This window comes from Achromobacter sp. 1L-A-4-B-C2, from assembly GCF_057291955.1.
On the sequence record NZ_JBXAWP010000002.1, the window covers coordinates 428179 to 442801 of the forward strand.

16 protein-coding genes are annotated in these 14623 nt (G+C 64.5%); 8 read left to right on the plus strand and 8 right to left on the minus strand.

Going from position 1 to position 14623, the window contains the following annotated elements:
- Positions 1 to 47 precede the first annotated feature (47 nt).
- Positions 48 to 1349, minus strand: a complete 1302-nt coding sequence (locus AC0Z35_RS09325; protein WP_046805014.1) for a D-amino acid dehydrogenase — start codon at positions 1347 to 1349, stop codon at positions 48 to 50.
- A 134-nt stretch (positions 1350 to 1483) separates the two neighbouring features.
- On the opposite strand from AC0Z35_RS09325, the gene AC0Z35_RS09330 reads away from it, so the two are divergent.
- The 6 genes from AC0Z35_RS09330 (at position 1484) to AC0Z35_RS09355 (ending at position 5213) form a co-directional block, all read left to right on the plus strand.
- Positions 1484 to 1951 carry a winged helix-turn-helix transcriptional regulator gene (locus AC0Z35_RS09330; protein ID WP_046805042.1) on the plus strand — a complete coding sequence of 156 codons (468 nt, stop codon included), beginning with the start codon at positions 1484 to 1486 and terminating at the stop codon, positions 1949 to 1951.
- Positions 1952 to 2119: 168 nt separating this feature from the next.
- A complete protein-coding gene (locus AC0Z35_RS09335) occupies positions 2120 to 2878 on the plus strand; it encodes a DUF502 domain-containing protein (RefSeq protein ID WP_485131820.1) in 759 nt (252 codons plus the stop codon).
- Between the two features lie 29 nt (positions 2879 to 2907).
- A complete protein-coding gene (locus AC0Z35_RS09340) occupies positions 2908 to 3153 on the plus strand; it encodes an RNA-binding S4 domain-containing protein (RefSeq protein WP_485131821.1) in 246 nt (81 codons plus the stop codon).
- Between the two features lie 39 nt (positions 3154 to 3192).
- On the plus strand, positions 3193 to 3768 hold the full coding sequence (locus AC0Z35_RS09345) for a restriction endonuclease (RefSeq protein WP_046805017.1): 576 nt from the start codon (positions 3193 to 3195) through the stop codon (positions 3766 to 3768).
- Positions 3769 to 3805: 37 nt separating this feature from the next.
- Positions 3806 to 4183: a DUF2784 domain-containing protein gene (locus tag AC0Z35_RS09350; RefSeq protein WP_046805018.1), complete on the plus strand. Its 378-nt coding sequence runs from the start codon at positions 3806 to 3808 to the stop codon at positions 4181 to 4183.
- A gap of 25 nt (positions 4184 to 4208) precedes the next feature.
- The gene (locus AC0Z35_RS09355) at positions 4209 to 5213 is read left to right on the plus strand and encodes a tetratricopeptide repeat protein (RefSeq protein ID WP_485131822.1); all 1005 of its coding nucleotides are present in this window, start codon (positions 4209 to 4211) and stop codon (positions 5211 to 5213) included.
- A 121-nt stretch (positions 5214 to 5334) separates the two neighbouring features.
- Here AC0Z35_RS09355 and AC0Z35_RS09360 read toward each other — a convergent pair whose 3' ends face one another.
- A complete protein-coding gene (locus tag AC0Z35_RS09360; protein ID WP_485131823.1) occupies positions 5335 to 6462 on the minus strand; it encodes an acyl-CoA dehydrogenase family protein in 1128 nt (375 codons plus the stop codon).
- A gap of 246 nt (positions 6463 to 6708) precedes the next feature.
- Here AC0Z35_RS09360 and AC0Z35_RS09365 point away from each other — a divergent pair, with 246 nt between their 5' ends.
- Together AC0Z35_RS09365 and AC0Z35_RS09370 are read left to right on the plus strand one after the other, a co-directional pair.
- Positions 6709 to 7605, plus strand: coding sequence for an NAD(P)/FAD-dependent oxidoreductase (locus AC0Z35_RS09365; protein ID WP_485131824.1), 897 nt, complete (start codon positions 6709 to 6711; stop codon positions 7603 to 7605).
- 181 nt (positions 7606 to 7786) lie between these two features.
- Complete coding sequence (locus AC0Z35_RS09370; RefSeq protein WP_485131825.1) at positions 7787 to 8449, plus strand: arylsulfatase; 663 nt, start codon at positions 7787 to 7789, stop codon at positions 8447 to 8449.
- 42 nt (positions 8450 to 8491) lie between these two features.
- Here AC0Z35_RS09370 and AC0Z35_RS09375 read toward each other — a convergent pair whose 3' ends face one another.
- The 6 genes from AC0Z35_RS09375 to AC0Z35_RS09400 all read right to left on the minus strand — a co-directional run bounded on the left by AC0Z35_RS09375 (position 8492) and on the right by AC0Z35_RS09400 (position 14530).
- Positions 8492 to 10222: an ABC transporter substrate-binding protein gene (locus AC0Z35_RS09375; protein ID WP_046805022.1), complete on the minus strand. Its 1731-nt coding sequence runs from the start codon at positions 10220 to 10222 to the stop codon at positions 8492 to 8494.
- Positions 10223 to 10343: 121 nt separating this feature from the next.
- Positions 10344 to 10652 (minus strand): DUF2160 domain-containing protein, encoded by a 309-nt coding sequence (locus tag AC0Z35_RS09380; RefSeq protein ID WP_046805023.1) that lies wholly within the window; start codon positions 10650 to 10652, stop codon positions 10344 to 10346.
- Positions 10653 to 10664: 12 nt separating this feature from the next.
- Entirely contained in the window at positions 10665 to 11477 is an 813-nt protein-coding gene (locus tag AC0Z35_RS09385) for a carbohydrate ABC transporter permease (RefSeq protein WP_046805024.1), read from the minus strand.
- Positions 11470 to 12360 carry an ABC transporter permease subunit gene (locus AC0Z35_RS09390; RefSeq protein ID WP_314355602.1) on the minus strand — a complete coding sequence of 297 codons (891 nt, stop codon included), beginning with the start codon at positions 12358 to 12360 and terminating at the stop codon, positions 11470 to 11472. Before AC0Z35_RS09390 ends, AC0Z35_RS09385 begins: the two co-directional genes overlap by 8 nt.
- Entirely contained in the window at positions 12357 to 13445 is a 1089-nt protein-coding gene (locus AC0Z35_RS09395) for an ABC transporter ATP-binding protein (protein WP_219992410.1), read from the minus strand. The genes AC0Z35_RS09390 and AC0Z35_RS09395 overlap by 4 nt, the downstream gene beginning before the upstream one ends.
- Positions 13445 to 14530 carry an ABC transporter ATP-binding protein gene (locus tag AC0Z35_RS09400; RefSeq protein WP_485131826.1) on the minus strand — a complete coding sequence of 362 codons (1086 nt, stop codon included), beginning with the start codon at positions 14528 to 14530 and terminating at the stop codon, positions 13445 to 13447. The genes AC0Z35_RS09395 and AC0Z35_RS09400 overlap by 1 nt, the downstream gene beginning before the upstream one ends.
- Positions 14531 to 14623: the final 93 nt, after the last annotated feature.

A 14623-nucleotide genomic window follows, 5' to 3' on the forward strand; every position in this document is an offset into this window, starting at 1 on the left:
CGCCCGATGATTCCCGCGATGGCTTGTTCGCGCGGGCCGAGCGACCCTCAGGCGCCCTTGCCGCCCAGCACCAACGACGGGTTGGACGACGCGCCGCGCTCGTAGCGGGACAAGCCCAGCCCGTCGGTGCTGATGGCGGGCCGCTGGCCCATGACCTGGTCGGCCACCAGCTTGCCGGAGCCGCAAGCCATGGTCCAGCCCAGCGTGCCGTGGCCGGTGTTCAGGAACAGGTTGCCGTAGCGGGTCGGCCCGACGATAGGGGTGCTGTCCGGCGTCATCGGGCGCAAGCCCGTCCAGAATTCCGCCTGCGCCACATGGCCGCTGTCGGGGAACAGGTCGTTGACGACCAATTCAAGCGTCTTGCGGCGCGCGTCTTTCAGGCGCAAGTCGAAGCCGGACAATTCCGCCATGCCGCCCACGCGGATGCGGTCATCGAAGCGGGTCACGGCGATCTTGTAGGTTTCGTCCAGGATGGTGGACACCGGCGCGGCGGCGTCATCCTTCATGGGGATGGTCAGCGAATAGCCCTTGACGGGGTACACCGGCAAGTCCAGGCCCAGCGGTTCAAGCAAGCCTCGCGTGTAGCTGCCGAAGGCGGCCACGTAGCGGTCGGCCGTCAGCACGTCGTTACCCACGCGCACGCCCGTGATCTGGCCGCCCGCGACGTTCAGACCGGAAACGGTCTGGTTGTAGCGAAAGTCCACGCCCAGCGCCGCGGCCATCTCGGCCAGGCGCGTGGTGAACAGGCGGCAGTCGCCGGTTTCATCATTGGGCAGCCGCAAGCCGCCAGCCAGCTTATGGATCGAGCGCGCCAGGGCGGGCTCGGCCGTTACCAGGCGATTGCGGTCCAGCAGCTCGTACGGCACGCCCACTTCTTCCAGCACGGCGATGTCGCGGCGGGCGGCTTCCAGCTGCGCGTCGGTGCGAAACAGCTGCAACGTGCCACGCGTGCGCTCTTCGTAATGGATGCCGGTGGACGCGCGCAATTCGCGCAGGCAGTCGCGGCTGTATTCGGCCAGGCGCAGCATGCGCTCTTTATTGATGGAATACCGGTCGGCCGAACAGTTGGCCAGCATGGCCGCCATCCATTTCAGCTGATACAGGCTGCCGTCCAGGCGAATGGCCAACGGCGCATGTTTCTTGAACAACCACTTGATGGCTTTCAGGGGAATGCCGGGCGCCGCCCAGGGCGTGGAATAGCCCGGCGACACCTGGCCGGCGTTGGCATAGCTGGTTTCCTGGGCGGCGGCGGGCTGGCGGTCCAGGACCGTTACCCGGGCGCCCTGACGGGCCAGGTAATACGCGGTGGTGGTGCCGATTACGCCACTGCCTAGGACGATCACATGCATGATTCTTTCCGTATTTGGATTTGCTCAGTAATTTCGGTAGTCTATGGGCCTCCTCGCAGTGAAAAGCACTGATTATTTTGCTTTGGCAGCGCTTTTTCTCGGGCACCCCCTCTTTTTTGATCGCCAAAAGTGAAATGCGCGAGCTAGATAGAATTGACCTGAAAATCCTGGAAATCCTGCAACGCGAAGGCCGCATTTCCGTCACGGATCTGGCCGAGCGAGTCAGCCTGTCGGCCACGCCTTGTTCAGACCGGGTAAAACGGATGGAGCGCGAAGGCGTGATCACGGGTTACCATGCGCGCGTCAATCCGGCGGCGCTGGGCAAGAACCTGCTGGTCTTCCTGGAAATCAAGCTGTCCGCCAAGTCGGGCGACGTGTTCGACAAGGTCAAGAAAGAACTGCTGTACGTGCCGGAAGTGATGGAATGCCATCTGGTGTCCGGCGATTTCGACTACCTGGTGAAAGCCCGGCTGACCGAGATGAATGAATACCGTCGACTGCTGGGCGAGATCCTTAAACGCCTGCCGGCGTCGGCGGAATCGCGCAGCTATGTCGTCATGGAAGAAATCAAGGAAACCTTGTATCTGCCCGTGGATCGCTAGCCGTTCGGCGCGGCTGACCGGCGTGGCGCATACCCGCGTGGCGCCGGCCGGCACGGCCCTGCCTGGCATGCGGTTTGTTACGGGCGCGCGCGTTGGCGGCTGCTATGCTGGCGGCCCTCCGACTTGCGCCGCTGGCCCTGTCCGACCCCAATTCTTTAGTCCCTGCCTATGACTCGTCTCTACAAATACTTTTTCCGTGGCCTGATCACCGTCCTGCCGCTGGCCCTGACCATCTACCTGCTGTACATCTTCCTGGCGTGGACGGAAGCCGTGGCGCTGACGTTCCTGCGCCCGTTCATTGGCGGCTTCTACGTGCCGGGCATGGGCCTGGCCCTGGGCATCCTGGGGATTCTGGCGATCGGCTATCTGGTGTCCAAGCAACGTGTGCAGCGCTTCTTGACCGTGGTGGAAATGCCCTTCACCAACCTGCCGGTGGTCAAAAGCATTTATTCGTCGCTAAAGAGCTTTGCCGATTATTTTTCGCCCAGCTCCAAGAACACGGCGCAACAGGTGGTGATTCTGCGCTTGCCGGGGCAACAACTGGAACTGGTGGGCCTGGTGACCCGCCGCAGCATGGAAGGCCTGCCCGAAGGATTCACGCAGGGCGACCGCGTGGCCGTTTATCTGCCGATGGGCTACATGATCGGGGGCTACACGGTGTTTGTGCCGCAAGATTGGGTGCAGCCCATTGATATGTCGGTGGAAGAAGCCATGCGTTCGTCGCTGATCGCCTGGATGGCGCGCGCCGAACACCCCCGCCCCGCTGCGCCTACAGTCGTCGAGCCCACCGTCGCGCCGGACGCAGCTGAAACGCCGGGAGCCGGTACGCCGGCCGCCCGTACGCCCGCCGCCGGTACGCCCGAAGCCGGTACGCCCGAAGCCGGTATGCCGGCCGCCGACGCCCCGCCCGCTGGCGGCCCTCGCTGAATCGCCCTACTTCCTGATACGCGCAATCCATGCCCTTGATCGAATTCACGCTTGCCGACGGCAGCCCCTATATTGAAATCAACCAGCTCTTGAAAGCCACCGGCGTTTGCGACAGCGGCGGCGCGGGCAAGATGATGGTGGCCGACGGCCACGTCAGCGTGGGCGGCGTGGTTGAAACCCGCAAGACCGCGAAAATCCGTGGCGGCCAGATCGTCACCATCGGCGACATCCGCATCGTGGTGCGCGCCCCGCAAGCGCCCGCCCCCGACGCCTGAGCCGCACCCTTTTCCCAACCCGCCACACCGCGAGCCCTCATGAAATTCAAGATGTCCCAGAACTCCATCTTTGCCGTCCTGCTGCGTTCGCCGTGGTGGATGAGCGCGGGGGTGGCGGTGGTGTTAAGCGCGGGTGGCTTTGCCGCCTTGCCGCTGGAATATGCCGCGATGGGCGTCTTCGCGGCGGTGCCGTTCGCGGTGATTGCGATCATGGCTGCCTACAAGCAACTGCGCGCGCCGTCGGGCACGCGCGTGCAAGCCGTGGCCGAAGCCGCGGCCGCCATGACCTGGGCCGACTTTGCCAACACCGTCGAAGCCGGATTCAAGCGCGACGGCTGCGAGGTCCAACGCCTGCAAACGCCGGGTGCGGACTTTGCGTTAAGCAAGGACGGCCACGTGGCCATCGTCAGCGCCAAGCGCTGGAAGGCCGCCCGCGTGGGCGTTGAACCCCTGCGCGAACTGCAAGCTGCGCGTGAAAAGCGCGGGGCGCGCGAAGCCATCTACATTGCACTGGGCGACGTGTCGGACAACGCCTGGGCCTACGCCAAGGCGCAAGGCGTGTCGCTGATGACGGCGCCCGAACTGACCAAGTTGCTGCGCGACTTGAAAACCTGAGCCCGCCCAGGCCTTTCATTCCCATCCGGACCTTGCAATGATCTACCGCATCCTGGCCGACCTGGTCCTTGTCGCGCACGGGCTTTTTGTCGCCTTCGTGGTGTTTGGCGGCCTGCTGGCCTTGTGGCGGCCGCGCATGGCCTACTGGCACCTGCCCGCCCTGGCCTGGGGCGCGGTGGTGGTCGGCATGGGGCTGATCTGCCCGCTGACGCCGCTGGAGGTGTCGCTGCGCCAGCAAGCCGGGCAGGAAGGCTATGCGGGCGGCTTCATCGAACACTACCTGCTTGGCGTCATCTACCCCGAAGGCATCACGCGCGACACGCAGATGATGCTGGCAGCCGTGCTGATCATCGGCAACATCGTCATCTACACCCTCTGGGCGCGCCGACGCCGCCGCGCCACCGCGCGCGCATAAAGCCTATGCGCGGCGATGAGCGTGTATGAGCCCGCACGAACCCGAACGAACCCGCACGAACCGCATGACCGAGCCTATCGACATGAACCCGACGCCCCAATCCGACAACGCCCCCGCCGACCCTTCCAGCCTGATCCGTGCCTTTGACGCCGACGGACGTGAAGTGCTGATCACGCGCGATGAATGGCGCGACAAGGTATTGCCGGGCGCCATCGAACAGCGCTGGAACGATGCCGACGCGTTGGCGGCGTTGATCATCCAATCCTTGAACGACGACTTCATCGATGACATGGTCGGCCCCGCAGATCGGCTGGTGCAACTGGACCAGAACACCGAGCGCGCCGTGGTGTTGCAAGCCATCGTCTACCTGAAGCAAGGCCGCCTGGACGACAGCGAGCGCGTGTTGGCGGACTTCTGCGCGCGGCACGGTGTCACCGGCATCGTGCTGACGAACCTGGCGAAGGTGCACGCCGAACGCGGCGACGACGACAAGACACTGGACACCTTGTGGCGCGCGCTGCAACGGGACCCGAACCAGGACAACGGCCTGGGCTGGTACGAAGCCATTCATCGCGACGTCGGCGGGGACGCGGCCGGCGTGGGCGCCATGCAGCGGGTTGCGGCCCTGCCCGGCAGCTGGCGCGCGCGCTTGTGGCTGGCACGCGGCGAATTGGGCGCGCACAACTATGCAGGCGCGCTGGCCCTGTATCGGGAAGCGTTGGTGCAAGCGGGCGAGCCGGTGCCCGGCGACCTGCTCATGCAGATGACGGGCGACCTGGGCAATGCGGGGCGCATTCCCGATATCGTGCAACTGGCCGCCCCGCACTATCGTGCCGCGGCGCACGGCCCGCAGGTCGGCAATAACTTGATCAAGGCCTACTTGCTGCTGGGTCAGCCCGACCCCGCCCGCCACATTCTGGATGCGCTGCACGCGTTGGGGCAGCCGGAATGGAAGGAACACCTGGCATATTGGGATGCGGAACTGGCCCGGCTGCAAGCACAGCGCGGCGCCAGCGGCAGCGCCCCCTGACAGGGTGGTGACGGTGTCGTGACGGTGTGGTGACGGTGTCCTGACGGTGTCTAGTCGGTGTCTTGGGGGCTTTCGCCGGACGCGACCGGCAGCGGCAACATCCCCGCGCGCCCCGCTTACCCTACAGCCCGCGCGCAATCACCAGGCGCTGGATATCGCTGGTGCCTTCGTAGATCTGGCAAACGCGTACGTCTCGATAGATGCGTTCGACTGGAAAGTCCTTCAGATAGCCGTATCCACCCAGCGTTTGAATGGCGGCCGAACACACTTTTTCGGCCATCTCGGATGCGAACAATTTCGCCATCGACGCTTCCATCAGCGCCGGCCTGCCCGCTTCGCGCAGCGCCGCCGCGTGCAACACCATCTGGCGCGCCGCGTGCAGCTGCGTTGCCATGTCCGCCAAGCGGAACGACACCGCCTGATGTTCGAAGATAGGTTTGCCGAAAGCCTGGCGCTCGCGTGCGTAGTCGCGCGCGCATTCGAACGCGGCGCGCGCCATGCCTACCGATTGCGACGCGATGCCGATGCGGCCGCCTTCCAGATTGGCTAGCGCGATCTTGTAGCCCTCGCCTTCCGCGCCCAAGCGGTAGGTGGCCGGAATGCGCATGTCTTCAAAGGCGATGTGGCAGGTGTCCGACGCGTGCTGGCCCAGCTTGTCTTCCACGCGCAGCACCTGGTATCCCGGTGTGTCGGTCGGCACGATGAACGCGGATATGCCGCGCTTGCCCGCGTCTGGATCGGTAACGGCGAAAACGATGACCGTCTGCCCGCTTTTGCCGGACGTAATAAATTGCTTGGCGCCGTTCAGGATGTAGTCGTCGCCATCGCGGCGCGCGCGCGTGCGCAGGCTGCTGGCGTCTGAACCGGCTTGCGGCTCGGTCAGCGCAAACCCGCCGATGTGCTCGCCGCTTGCCAAGGGGCGCAGGAACTGGTCTTTCTGCGCGTCGGTGCCGAATTTAAGAATGGGCATGCACGCCACCGAATTGTGCACGCTCATGATGGTGGAACACGCGCCGCTGCCCGCCGCGATTTCCTCCAGCGCCACCGCGTAGGACACATAGCCGCTGGCGTTGCCGTCCCACTCTTCCGGCACAAGCATGCCGAAGAATCCCAGCTGCGCCATTTCCTGGATGGCGTCGGCGGGATAGTGGTGATCGCGGTCCCAGTGTTCGGCATGGGGCGCCAGCCGTTCCTGCGCAAAGCGGCGCGCCATATCCTGAATACTGAGCTGCTCTTCGTTCAACAACATGTTTTGTCTCCTGGGGTGGCGGTGGCACGCGGGCGCCGGATGGGCGCCGGGTGCCTTAGTTTTACGCGCCGCGCGGGGGATGGGGCGCGGCTCGGAATCGAGAATACACCGTCCGTGGGCGCGGGCGAGCCAGCCCTGGTGCATCGATTCGGCATCAAAGAACATTTCAGATTGCGTGAAATCCGATTGCCGCTTTATCATGCAACTTATTAAGTATCTTGATAACCACCAATAAGGAATCCGCTGATGGATTACGACGTCATCATCGTGGGCGGCAGCTTTGCCGGCCTGTCCGCCGCCATGCAATTGGCGCGCGCCAGAAGACGCATTGTGCTGATCGACGGCGGCCAGCCCCGTAACCGCTTCGCCGCGCATTCGCACGGCTTTCTGGGCCAGGACGGCAAGGCCCCGCACGACATCGTGCAACAAGCGCGCGAACAGCTGGCGCAATATCCCAGCGTGACATTCGTGGACGGCGACGCGCTCAATGCCGGCGGCGAATCGGGTCGCTTTGAAGTCCTGATGGCCGACGGCCAGCCGTTGCGGGCCAAACGCCTGATCCTGGCCACCGGCCTGCGCGACGAATTGCCCGGCGTGCCCGGCTTGCAGGAACGCTGGGGGCAGACGGTCCTGCATTGCCCCTATTGCCACGGCTATGAAACGGCCGATCGGCCGCTGGGCGTAATGGCGGCGCACCCCATGTCCGCGCATCAGGCCGTGCTGCTGCCCGACTGGGGCCCCACCACGTACTTCACGCAAGGCCAGTTTGAACCGGACGCGGAACAGGCCGCCTTGATGGCCAAGCGCGGCGTGCGCATCGAACGCAGCCCCATCGTTGAATTGATGGGCACATCACCCGGCCTGGACGCCGTGAAGCTGGCCGACGGCCGACGCCTGGCCATCCACGCGCTGTTCGTCGCCAGCAAAACGCACATGGCCAGCCCGCTGGCCATGCAACTGGGCTGCGCCTTTAACGATGGCCCGTTGGGGCCGATCATTGGCGTGGACGACCTGCGCCAGACCTCGGTGCCCGGCGTCTTCGCCGCAGGCGACGCCGCCATCCCCATGAGCAACGCCACGCTGGCCAGTGCGTCGGGGGTGATGGCGGGCGTGTGCGCGCATCGCTCGCTGGTGATGGAATAAGCGGGCATTAGCCGCCCTGCACGCCGCAAGCGGCGCTGCGCAGTACGGGATGCAGGGGCGCGGTCAAACGAACGGGAAGGAAAAACCGGGTACACGCAGTACCGGTATTCGGACTTGCCTTGTTGCGGCGGCGCAATGGCAGAACAATGCGCGCTCACCATGAATATCAGGATGGCTTCGAATGCGTATTTCGTTCTTGCACACCATTGACGGCAACCGGGCCGTATTTGAGCATGCGGCAGCCCAGGCGGGTGTGAATGCCGCGCAGTTGCGCCACGATGTGCGCCCAGATCTGCGGCAAGCCATCGACCAAGGGTTGGCAACGGATGGCGCGTTGCGCGATGCCATCCGCGACGCCGTACAGAACCTGGCCACCGATGCGGACGCCGTCCTCGTCACGTGCGCCACGCTGGGGCCGGTGATTGACCAGATGCCCGACTTTCCACTGCCGGTGATCCGCGCCGACGTGGCGCTGGCCATGGCGGCCACCCGCGATGGCGGATATATCGTCGTGCTTTGCGCGGCCCCTTCCGCCGTGGACGCCAACCGGATGCTGTTCGAGCGCCATGCCAAGGCCAGCGGGGCAACGGTGGCCGTGCACGTGGTACCGCAGGCCTGGGCGCTGTTCCAGGGCGGCGATATGCCGGCCTGCCTGCAAGCCTGCGCAAGCGCGGCGCAACAGGCCTATGAGCAAGGCGCCGACGTGGTGGCGTTTGCACATCCTTGGATGGCCGACGCCGCGGCGATGGTGCAGGGACAACGCCTGCCCCTGGACGCGGCACGGGCGGGTTTGCAGGCCGCGTTGCAACTGCCCACCCGCTCAAGCAACATCGCCCACGGATAAGCGCTACGGCCGTCCGTGGGCGATGCTTGCCGCCCTGCCCCCTTACCGGACCTTGCCCTCCTTCCAGGCCGCCAGCAGCTTTTCATACGGAATGGTCTCGCCCTTGGGCTTTTCGTTGGCCAGCTTTTTCCACGGCGCGTGCTGGTCCGACAGCCACTTGGACGGGTCGCTCTTGGCGTTCAGCTTGGGCGCGCATTGCGCCATGCCTGCCCGCTCCAGGCGCGCCATCACCTGATCCATCTCGTTGGCCAGGTTGTCCATGGCGGCCTGCGGCGTTTTTTCGCCGGTGACCGCCGTGGCCACGTTCTTCCACCACAGCTGCGCCAGCTTCGGGTAGTCGGGCACGTTGTTGCCGGTGGGCGTCCATGCCACGCGTGCCGGGCTGCGATAGAACTCGATCAGCCCGCCGTAGTTGGGCGCGTTCTTGGTGAAGAACTCGCTATGGATATCGCTGTCGCGAATGAAGGTCAGGCCCGTGATGGACTTTTTCAAGGACACCGATTTCGACGTGACGAACTGCGCGTACAGCCAGGCGGCGGCCATCTTGTCGGGGTTGGTGGACTTGAAGAACGTCCACGAGCCCACGTCCTGATAGCCGTTCTGCATGCCGTCCTTCCAGTACGGGCCATAGGGCGACGGCGCCATGCGCCATTTCGGCGTGCCGTCCTCGTTAACGACCGGCAGGCCCTTCTTGGTCATGTCGGCGGTAAAGGCCGTGTACCAGAAGATCTGCTGGGCGATCTGGCCCTGGGCGGGTACCGGACCGGATTCCGAAAACGTCATGCCCATGGCCTGTTGCGGCGCGTACTTTTTCATCCAGTCGATGTACTTGGTCAGCGCGTAAACGGCGGCCGGGCTGTTGGTGGCGCCGCCCCGCGAGACCGACGCGCCTACCGGCGTGCACTTGTCGTCGGCCACGCGGATGCCCCATTCGTCCACCGGCATGCCGTTGGGCAGGCCCTTGTCGGCCGCGCCCGCCATCGATAGCCATGCATCGGTAAAGCGCCATCCCAGCGACGGGTCTTTCTTGCCGTAGTCCATGTGCCCATAGACCTTCTTGCCGTCGATTTCCTTAACGTCGTTCGAGAAGAAATCGGCAATGTCTTCGTAGGCGGACCAATTGGTGGGCACGCCCAGGTCATAGCCGTACTTGGCCTTGAACTTGTCCTTCAAGTCCTGCCGGGCAAACCAGTCCGCGCGAAACCAATAGACGTTGGCAAACTGCTGGTCAGGCAACTGGTACAGCTTGCCGTCGGGCGCGGTGGTGAACTTGGTGCCGATGAAGTCCTTGATGTCCAGGTCGGGGTTGGTCCATTCCTTGCCCGCGCCGGCCATGTAGTCCGACAGCGGCAGGATGGCGCCGTAGCGGTAGTGCGTGCCGATCAAGTCCGAATCGGAAATCCAGCCGTCGTAGATGGACTTGCCCGACTGCATCGACGTCTGCAATTTTTCGACAACGTCGCCCTCCTGGATGAGATCGTGGTTGACCTTGATGCCGGTGATTTCACTGAACGCCTTCGCCAGCGTCTTGGATTCGTACTCGTGCGTGGTGATGGTTTCCGACACCACGCTGATCTCGTTGACGCCCTTGGCACGAAGCTTGGCCGCCGCGTCCATGAACCACTTCATTTCGGCCATCTGCTGGTCTTTGGACAGCGTGGAAGGCTGGAACTCGGAATCCACCCACTTCTTCGCTTCCGGCTCGCCGGCCCAAGCCCCTGATGTTCCGATCAGGGCGATAGCGGCCGCCATGGCGTGCATGCGCAATTTCATGACCTGTCTCCTCGAATACCCTTCCCCTTATGTTCTGCTGCGGACCTCTGGCCGGGGAAGATGCGGGCCCGTAGTCCTTCAAAACCTTCCATCCCGATTCGGCAGGGGTCGGTGCGCCCCTTCAGCCTTTTCTCATGATGAATGCCAGCAACAGCATGGACGCCACAAAGCTGATCCACACCGATGGCGGCTCATCCAGCGAAAACCATTCCACCGCCTTTTGGCCAAACCCCAGGAACGCCAGGTTCAGCCAGGCCGCGGCCATCAGGCCGATAAACAGCCTGTCGCCACGCGTGGTGCGCAGCGGCAGAAAGCCCTTGCGCTCGACCGTGGGCGATTTCAATTCCCACACCGTCATGCCCACCAGCATCAGCACGATGCAGGAAAAGAACACGGCGACGGGGGTGGTCCAAACCATCCAGCTGAACATGGCGGCCCCCTTCTACACGCGGCCCATCGCGAAACCCTTCGCGATGTAGTGGCGCACGAACCAGATGACGATGCCCCCCGGCACGATGGTCAGCACACCCGCTGCCGCCAGCACGCCCCAGTCCATGCCCGAGGCGGACACGGTGCGCGTCATGGTGGCCACGATGGGCTTGGCGTTGACCGAGGTCAGCGTGCGCGCCAACAGCAATTCCACCCAGCTGAACATGAAGCAGAAAAACGCCGCCACGCCCACGCCGGACTTGATCAGCGGCAGGAAGATCGTCAGGAAAAAGCGCGGGAAGGAATAGCCGTCCACATAGGCGGTTTCGTCGATTTCACGCGGTACGCCGGACATGAAGCCTTCCAGGATCCACACCGCCAGTGGCACGTTGAACACCAGGTGCGCCAGCGCCACGGCCAGGTGCGTGTCCATCAGCCCGAACGAGCTGTACAGCTGGAAGAACGGCAGCAGGAACACGGCGGGCGGCGTCATGCGGTTGGTCAGCAGCCAGAAGAACACGTGCTTGTCGCCGATGAAGCGATAGCGCGAAAACGCATAGGCCGCAGGCAGCGCGACGGCCAGCGAAATCACCGTGTTGATGACGACGTAGATCAACGAATTGATGTAGCCCGAATACCAGGCCGGGTCCGTGAAGATGGTGCGGTAATGCTCGAACGTGAAGTCGCGCGGCCACAGCGTCAGCGTGCTGACGATTTCGGTATTGGTCTTGAACGACATGTTCAGCATCCAATACAGCGGCAGGATGGCGAACGCGAGGTAAAGCAGCAGGAAGGCGGAACGCCACCAGGTGGACGAGTCACGCATGGGTCGTCTCCTCGTCGGCGCTGCCGGCCGTGCCCGCGCGCTGCATCCAGTTGTAGAGAATGAAGCACAGCAGCAGGATGATTAAAAAGTAGATGATCGAAAACGCCGCGGCGGGGCCCAGGTCGAACTGGCCCACGGCCTTTTGCGTCAGGTATTGCGACAGGAACGTCGTGGCGTTGCCGGGGCCGCCGCCCGTCAGCACGAAAGGTTCGGTGTAGATCATGAAACTGTCCATGAAGCGCAGCAGCACGGCAATCATCAGCACGCCGCGCATCTTGGGCAGCTGGATGTAGCGGAACACCGCCAGCCGTGACGCGCCGTCGATGCGCGCGGCCTGGTAGTAGGCATCGGGAATGGCGCGCAGGCCCGCATAGCACAGCAGCGCCACCAGCGGCGTCCAGTGCCACACGTCCATCACCAGCACCGTCACCCAGGCGTCCACGTCGTTGCCGGTGTAGTTGTAGTCCACCCCCAGCCACGACAGCGTCGCGCCCAGCAGCCCGATGTCGGTGCGGCCGAACACCTGCCAGATGGTGCCCACTACGTTCCACGGAATCAGCAGCGACAGCGCAATGATGACCAGCACGGCCGACGCGCGCCAGCCGCCGGCCGGCATGGACAGCGCCAGCAAGATGCCCAACGGGATTTCAATGGCCAGCACCGCCAGCGAAAACCCGATCTGGCGAAACAAGGCGCCGTGCAGCTCTTCGTCTTGCAGCACGGCGGCAAACCATTCCGTGCCGACGAACACGCGGCGTTCGGGCGAGATGATGTCCTGCACCGAATAGTTGACGATGGTCATCAACGGCAGGATGGCCGAGAACGCCACGCACAGCACCACGGGCAGGACCAGGAACCAGGCCCGGTGATCGATAGGCTTCATGGGATCAGCACCTCGTCGCGATAAAAACAGGTGTGCGGGTTCAGCACCGACAGCCAGACGGTGCCGCCAGCGGCCGCCGGCACGATATTGCTGCCCAGCCGGGCGCGCACGGGCGTGCCTTCAAAATCGGCCACCAGCAAGGTGTAGGTGCCCACGTCCTGCACACGGTCGACGCGCATGGCCAGCGCGCCCGGCGCGTTGGCTTGCTCCACCCGCAGGTATTCGGGTCGCACGCCCAGCTTGATGGCGCCCGTGCCCGCCAGCTTTGTCGCAAGGTTCGGCGCGGCGCCGGGCACGCGCGTGTTGCCGACCCACAGCGCGTCATCGCGCCATTGCGCCGGCAGAAAGTTCATGCCCGGCGAGCCGATGAAGTGCCCGACAAAGGTATGCGCCGGCCGTTGGAACAGGTCGTCGGCGCTGCCGACCTGCACGGCGCGGCCGCGCGCCATCACCATTACCTGGTCGGCAAAGGTCAGCGCCTCGGTCTGATCGTGCGTCACGTAGATCAGTGTCAGCTTGAATTCGTGATGGATTTCCTTGAGCTTGCGCCGCAGTTCCCACTTCAGCTGCGGGTCGATCACCGTCAAGGGTTCGTCGAACAGAATGGCCGACACGTCGCTGCGCACCAGCCCGCGACCCAGCGAAATCTTCTGCTTGGCATCGGCCGTGAGACCGCTGGCGCGGCGGTCCAGCACATGCGACATCTCAAGCATTTCGGCGATGCGGCCCACGCGTTCGCGGATGCGCTCGGGTGGCACGCCCCGATTGCGCAACGGAAACGCCAGGTTGTCCGCCACCGTCATCGTGTCGTAGACCACGGGAAACTGGAACACCTGCGCGATGTTGCGCGCCTGCGGGCTCTTGGCGGTGACGTCCTGGCCGTCGAACAAAATGCGCCCATGCGACGGCCGCAGCAAGCCCGACACGCAGTTCAGCAGCGTGGTCTTGCCGCAGCCCGACGGCCCCAGCAAGGCATAGGCTCCGCCATCGCGAAAGGTGAAGGTCAGCGGCAGCAGCGCGTAGTCCTCATCGGCCTTGGGGTCGGCCACATAGGAATGGGAAAGGTCCAGCTCGATCTGCGCCATCAGGCCGCCTCCCCCGCGCCGGCGGGTTGGCGCGGCGCGGCCAGCAAGGCGCCGCCGGCATCAAAGGCGTAGGTTTGGGCCGGGTCAAAATACAGCTGCACGCGTTCGTCCAGCGTGTAGCGGTGCACACCGGGCAGTTGCGCCACCACGTCGCCCGCTGCCGTGCTGGCGTGTACAAAAGTGTCCGAGCCGGAAATTTCGGCCAGCTTCACCACGCCGGGCAGGCTGATGTGGCCGGGGCGCGGCTCCACGTCCAGCGCCCCCGCGCGCAGGCCCGCCGTGATATCGGCCCCCGCGTTGCCGGGCAGCGCGCGGTCCACGGCCAACTGCCCTTGCAGCAGGAAACCGGCGTCGGTGCGCCGCGCGGCAAACAGATTCATGGGCGGGTCGCTGAAGGCGCGGGCCACGCGGATGGAGTTGGGGCGGTGGAATACCTGCGCGGTGGGGCCGTATTGCAGCAGTTCGCCAGCGTCCAGCACCGCCGTGTGGCCGCCCAGCAACAGGGCTTCGCCCGGTTCGGTGGTGGCGTAGACGACCGTGGAGCGCCCTTCGGCGAACAATTCCGAAAGCTCGTCGCGCAATTCCTCGCGCAGCTTGTAGTCCAGGTTGACCAGGGGCTCGTCCAGCAGGATCAGCGGCGCATCCTTGACCAGCGCCCGGGCCAATGCCACGCGTTGCTGCTGGCCGCCGGACAATTCCGACGGATAGCGGGCCAGCAGATGGTCGATATGCAGCCGCGCCGCCATGGCGCGGACTTTTTCGCCGATGTCCTTTTCGCCGCGCAGCGTCAAGGGCGAGGCAATGTTGTCGTAGACCGACATCGACGGGTAATTGATGAACTGCTGGTAGACCATCGCCACGTTGCGCTGGCGCACCGGAACGCCGGTAACGTCGGCGCCATCGACCAGCACGCGGCCTTCGGTGGGCCGGTCCAGCCCGGCCATGATGCGCATCAGCGACGTCTTTCCCGCCAGGGTCGCCCCCAGCAGCACCGTCATGGCGCCTGGCACGGGCGCCAGGCTCATAGGAGTCAGGTGCGTTTGCGAGCCGGCCCGCAAGGCAATCCTGTCCAAGGTCAGCTGCATGGTGTCTCCTCTACCTACTTATACGTCCCTGTTTTTTTCAACGGACTTCGGTAATCGGTACAGCGTTCCAACCGCAGCGCGCGAACGCGCCAC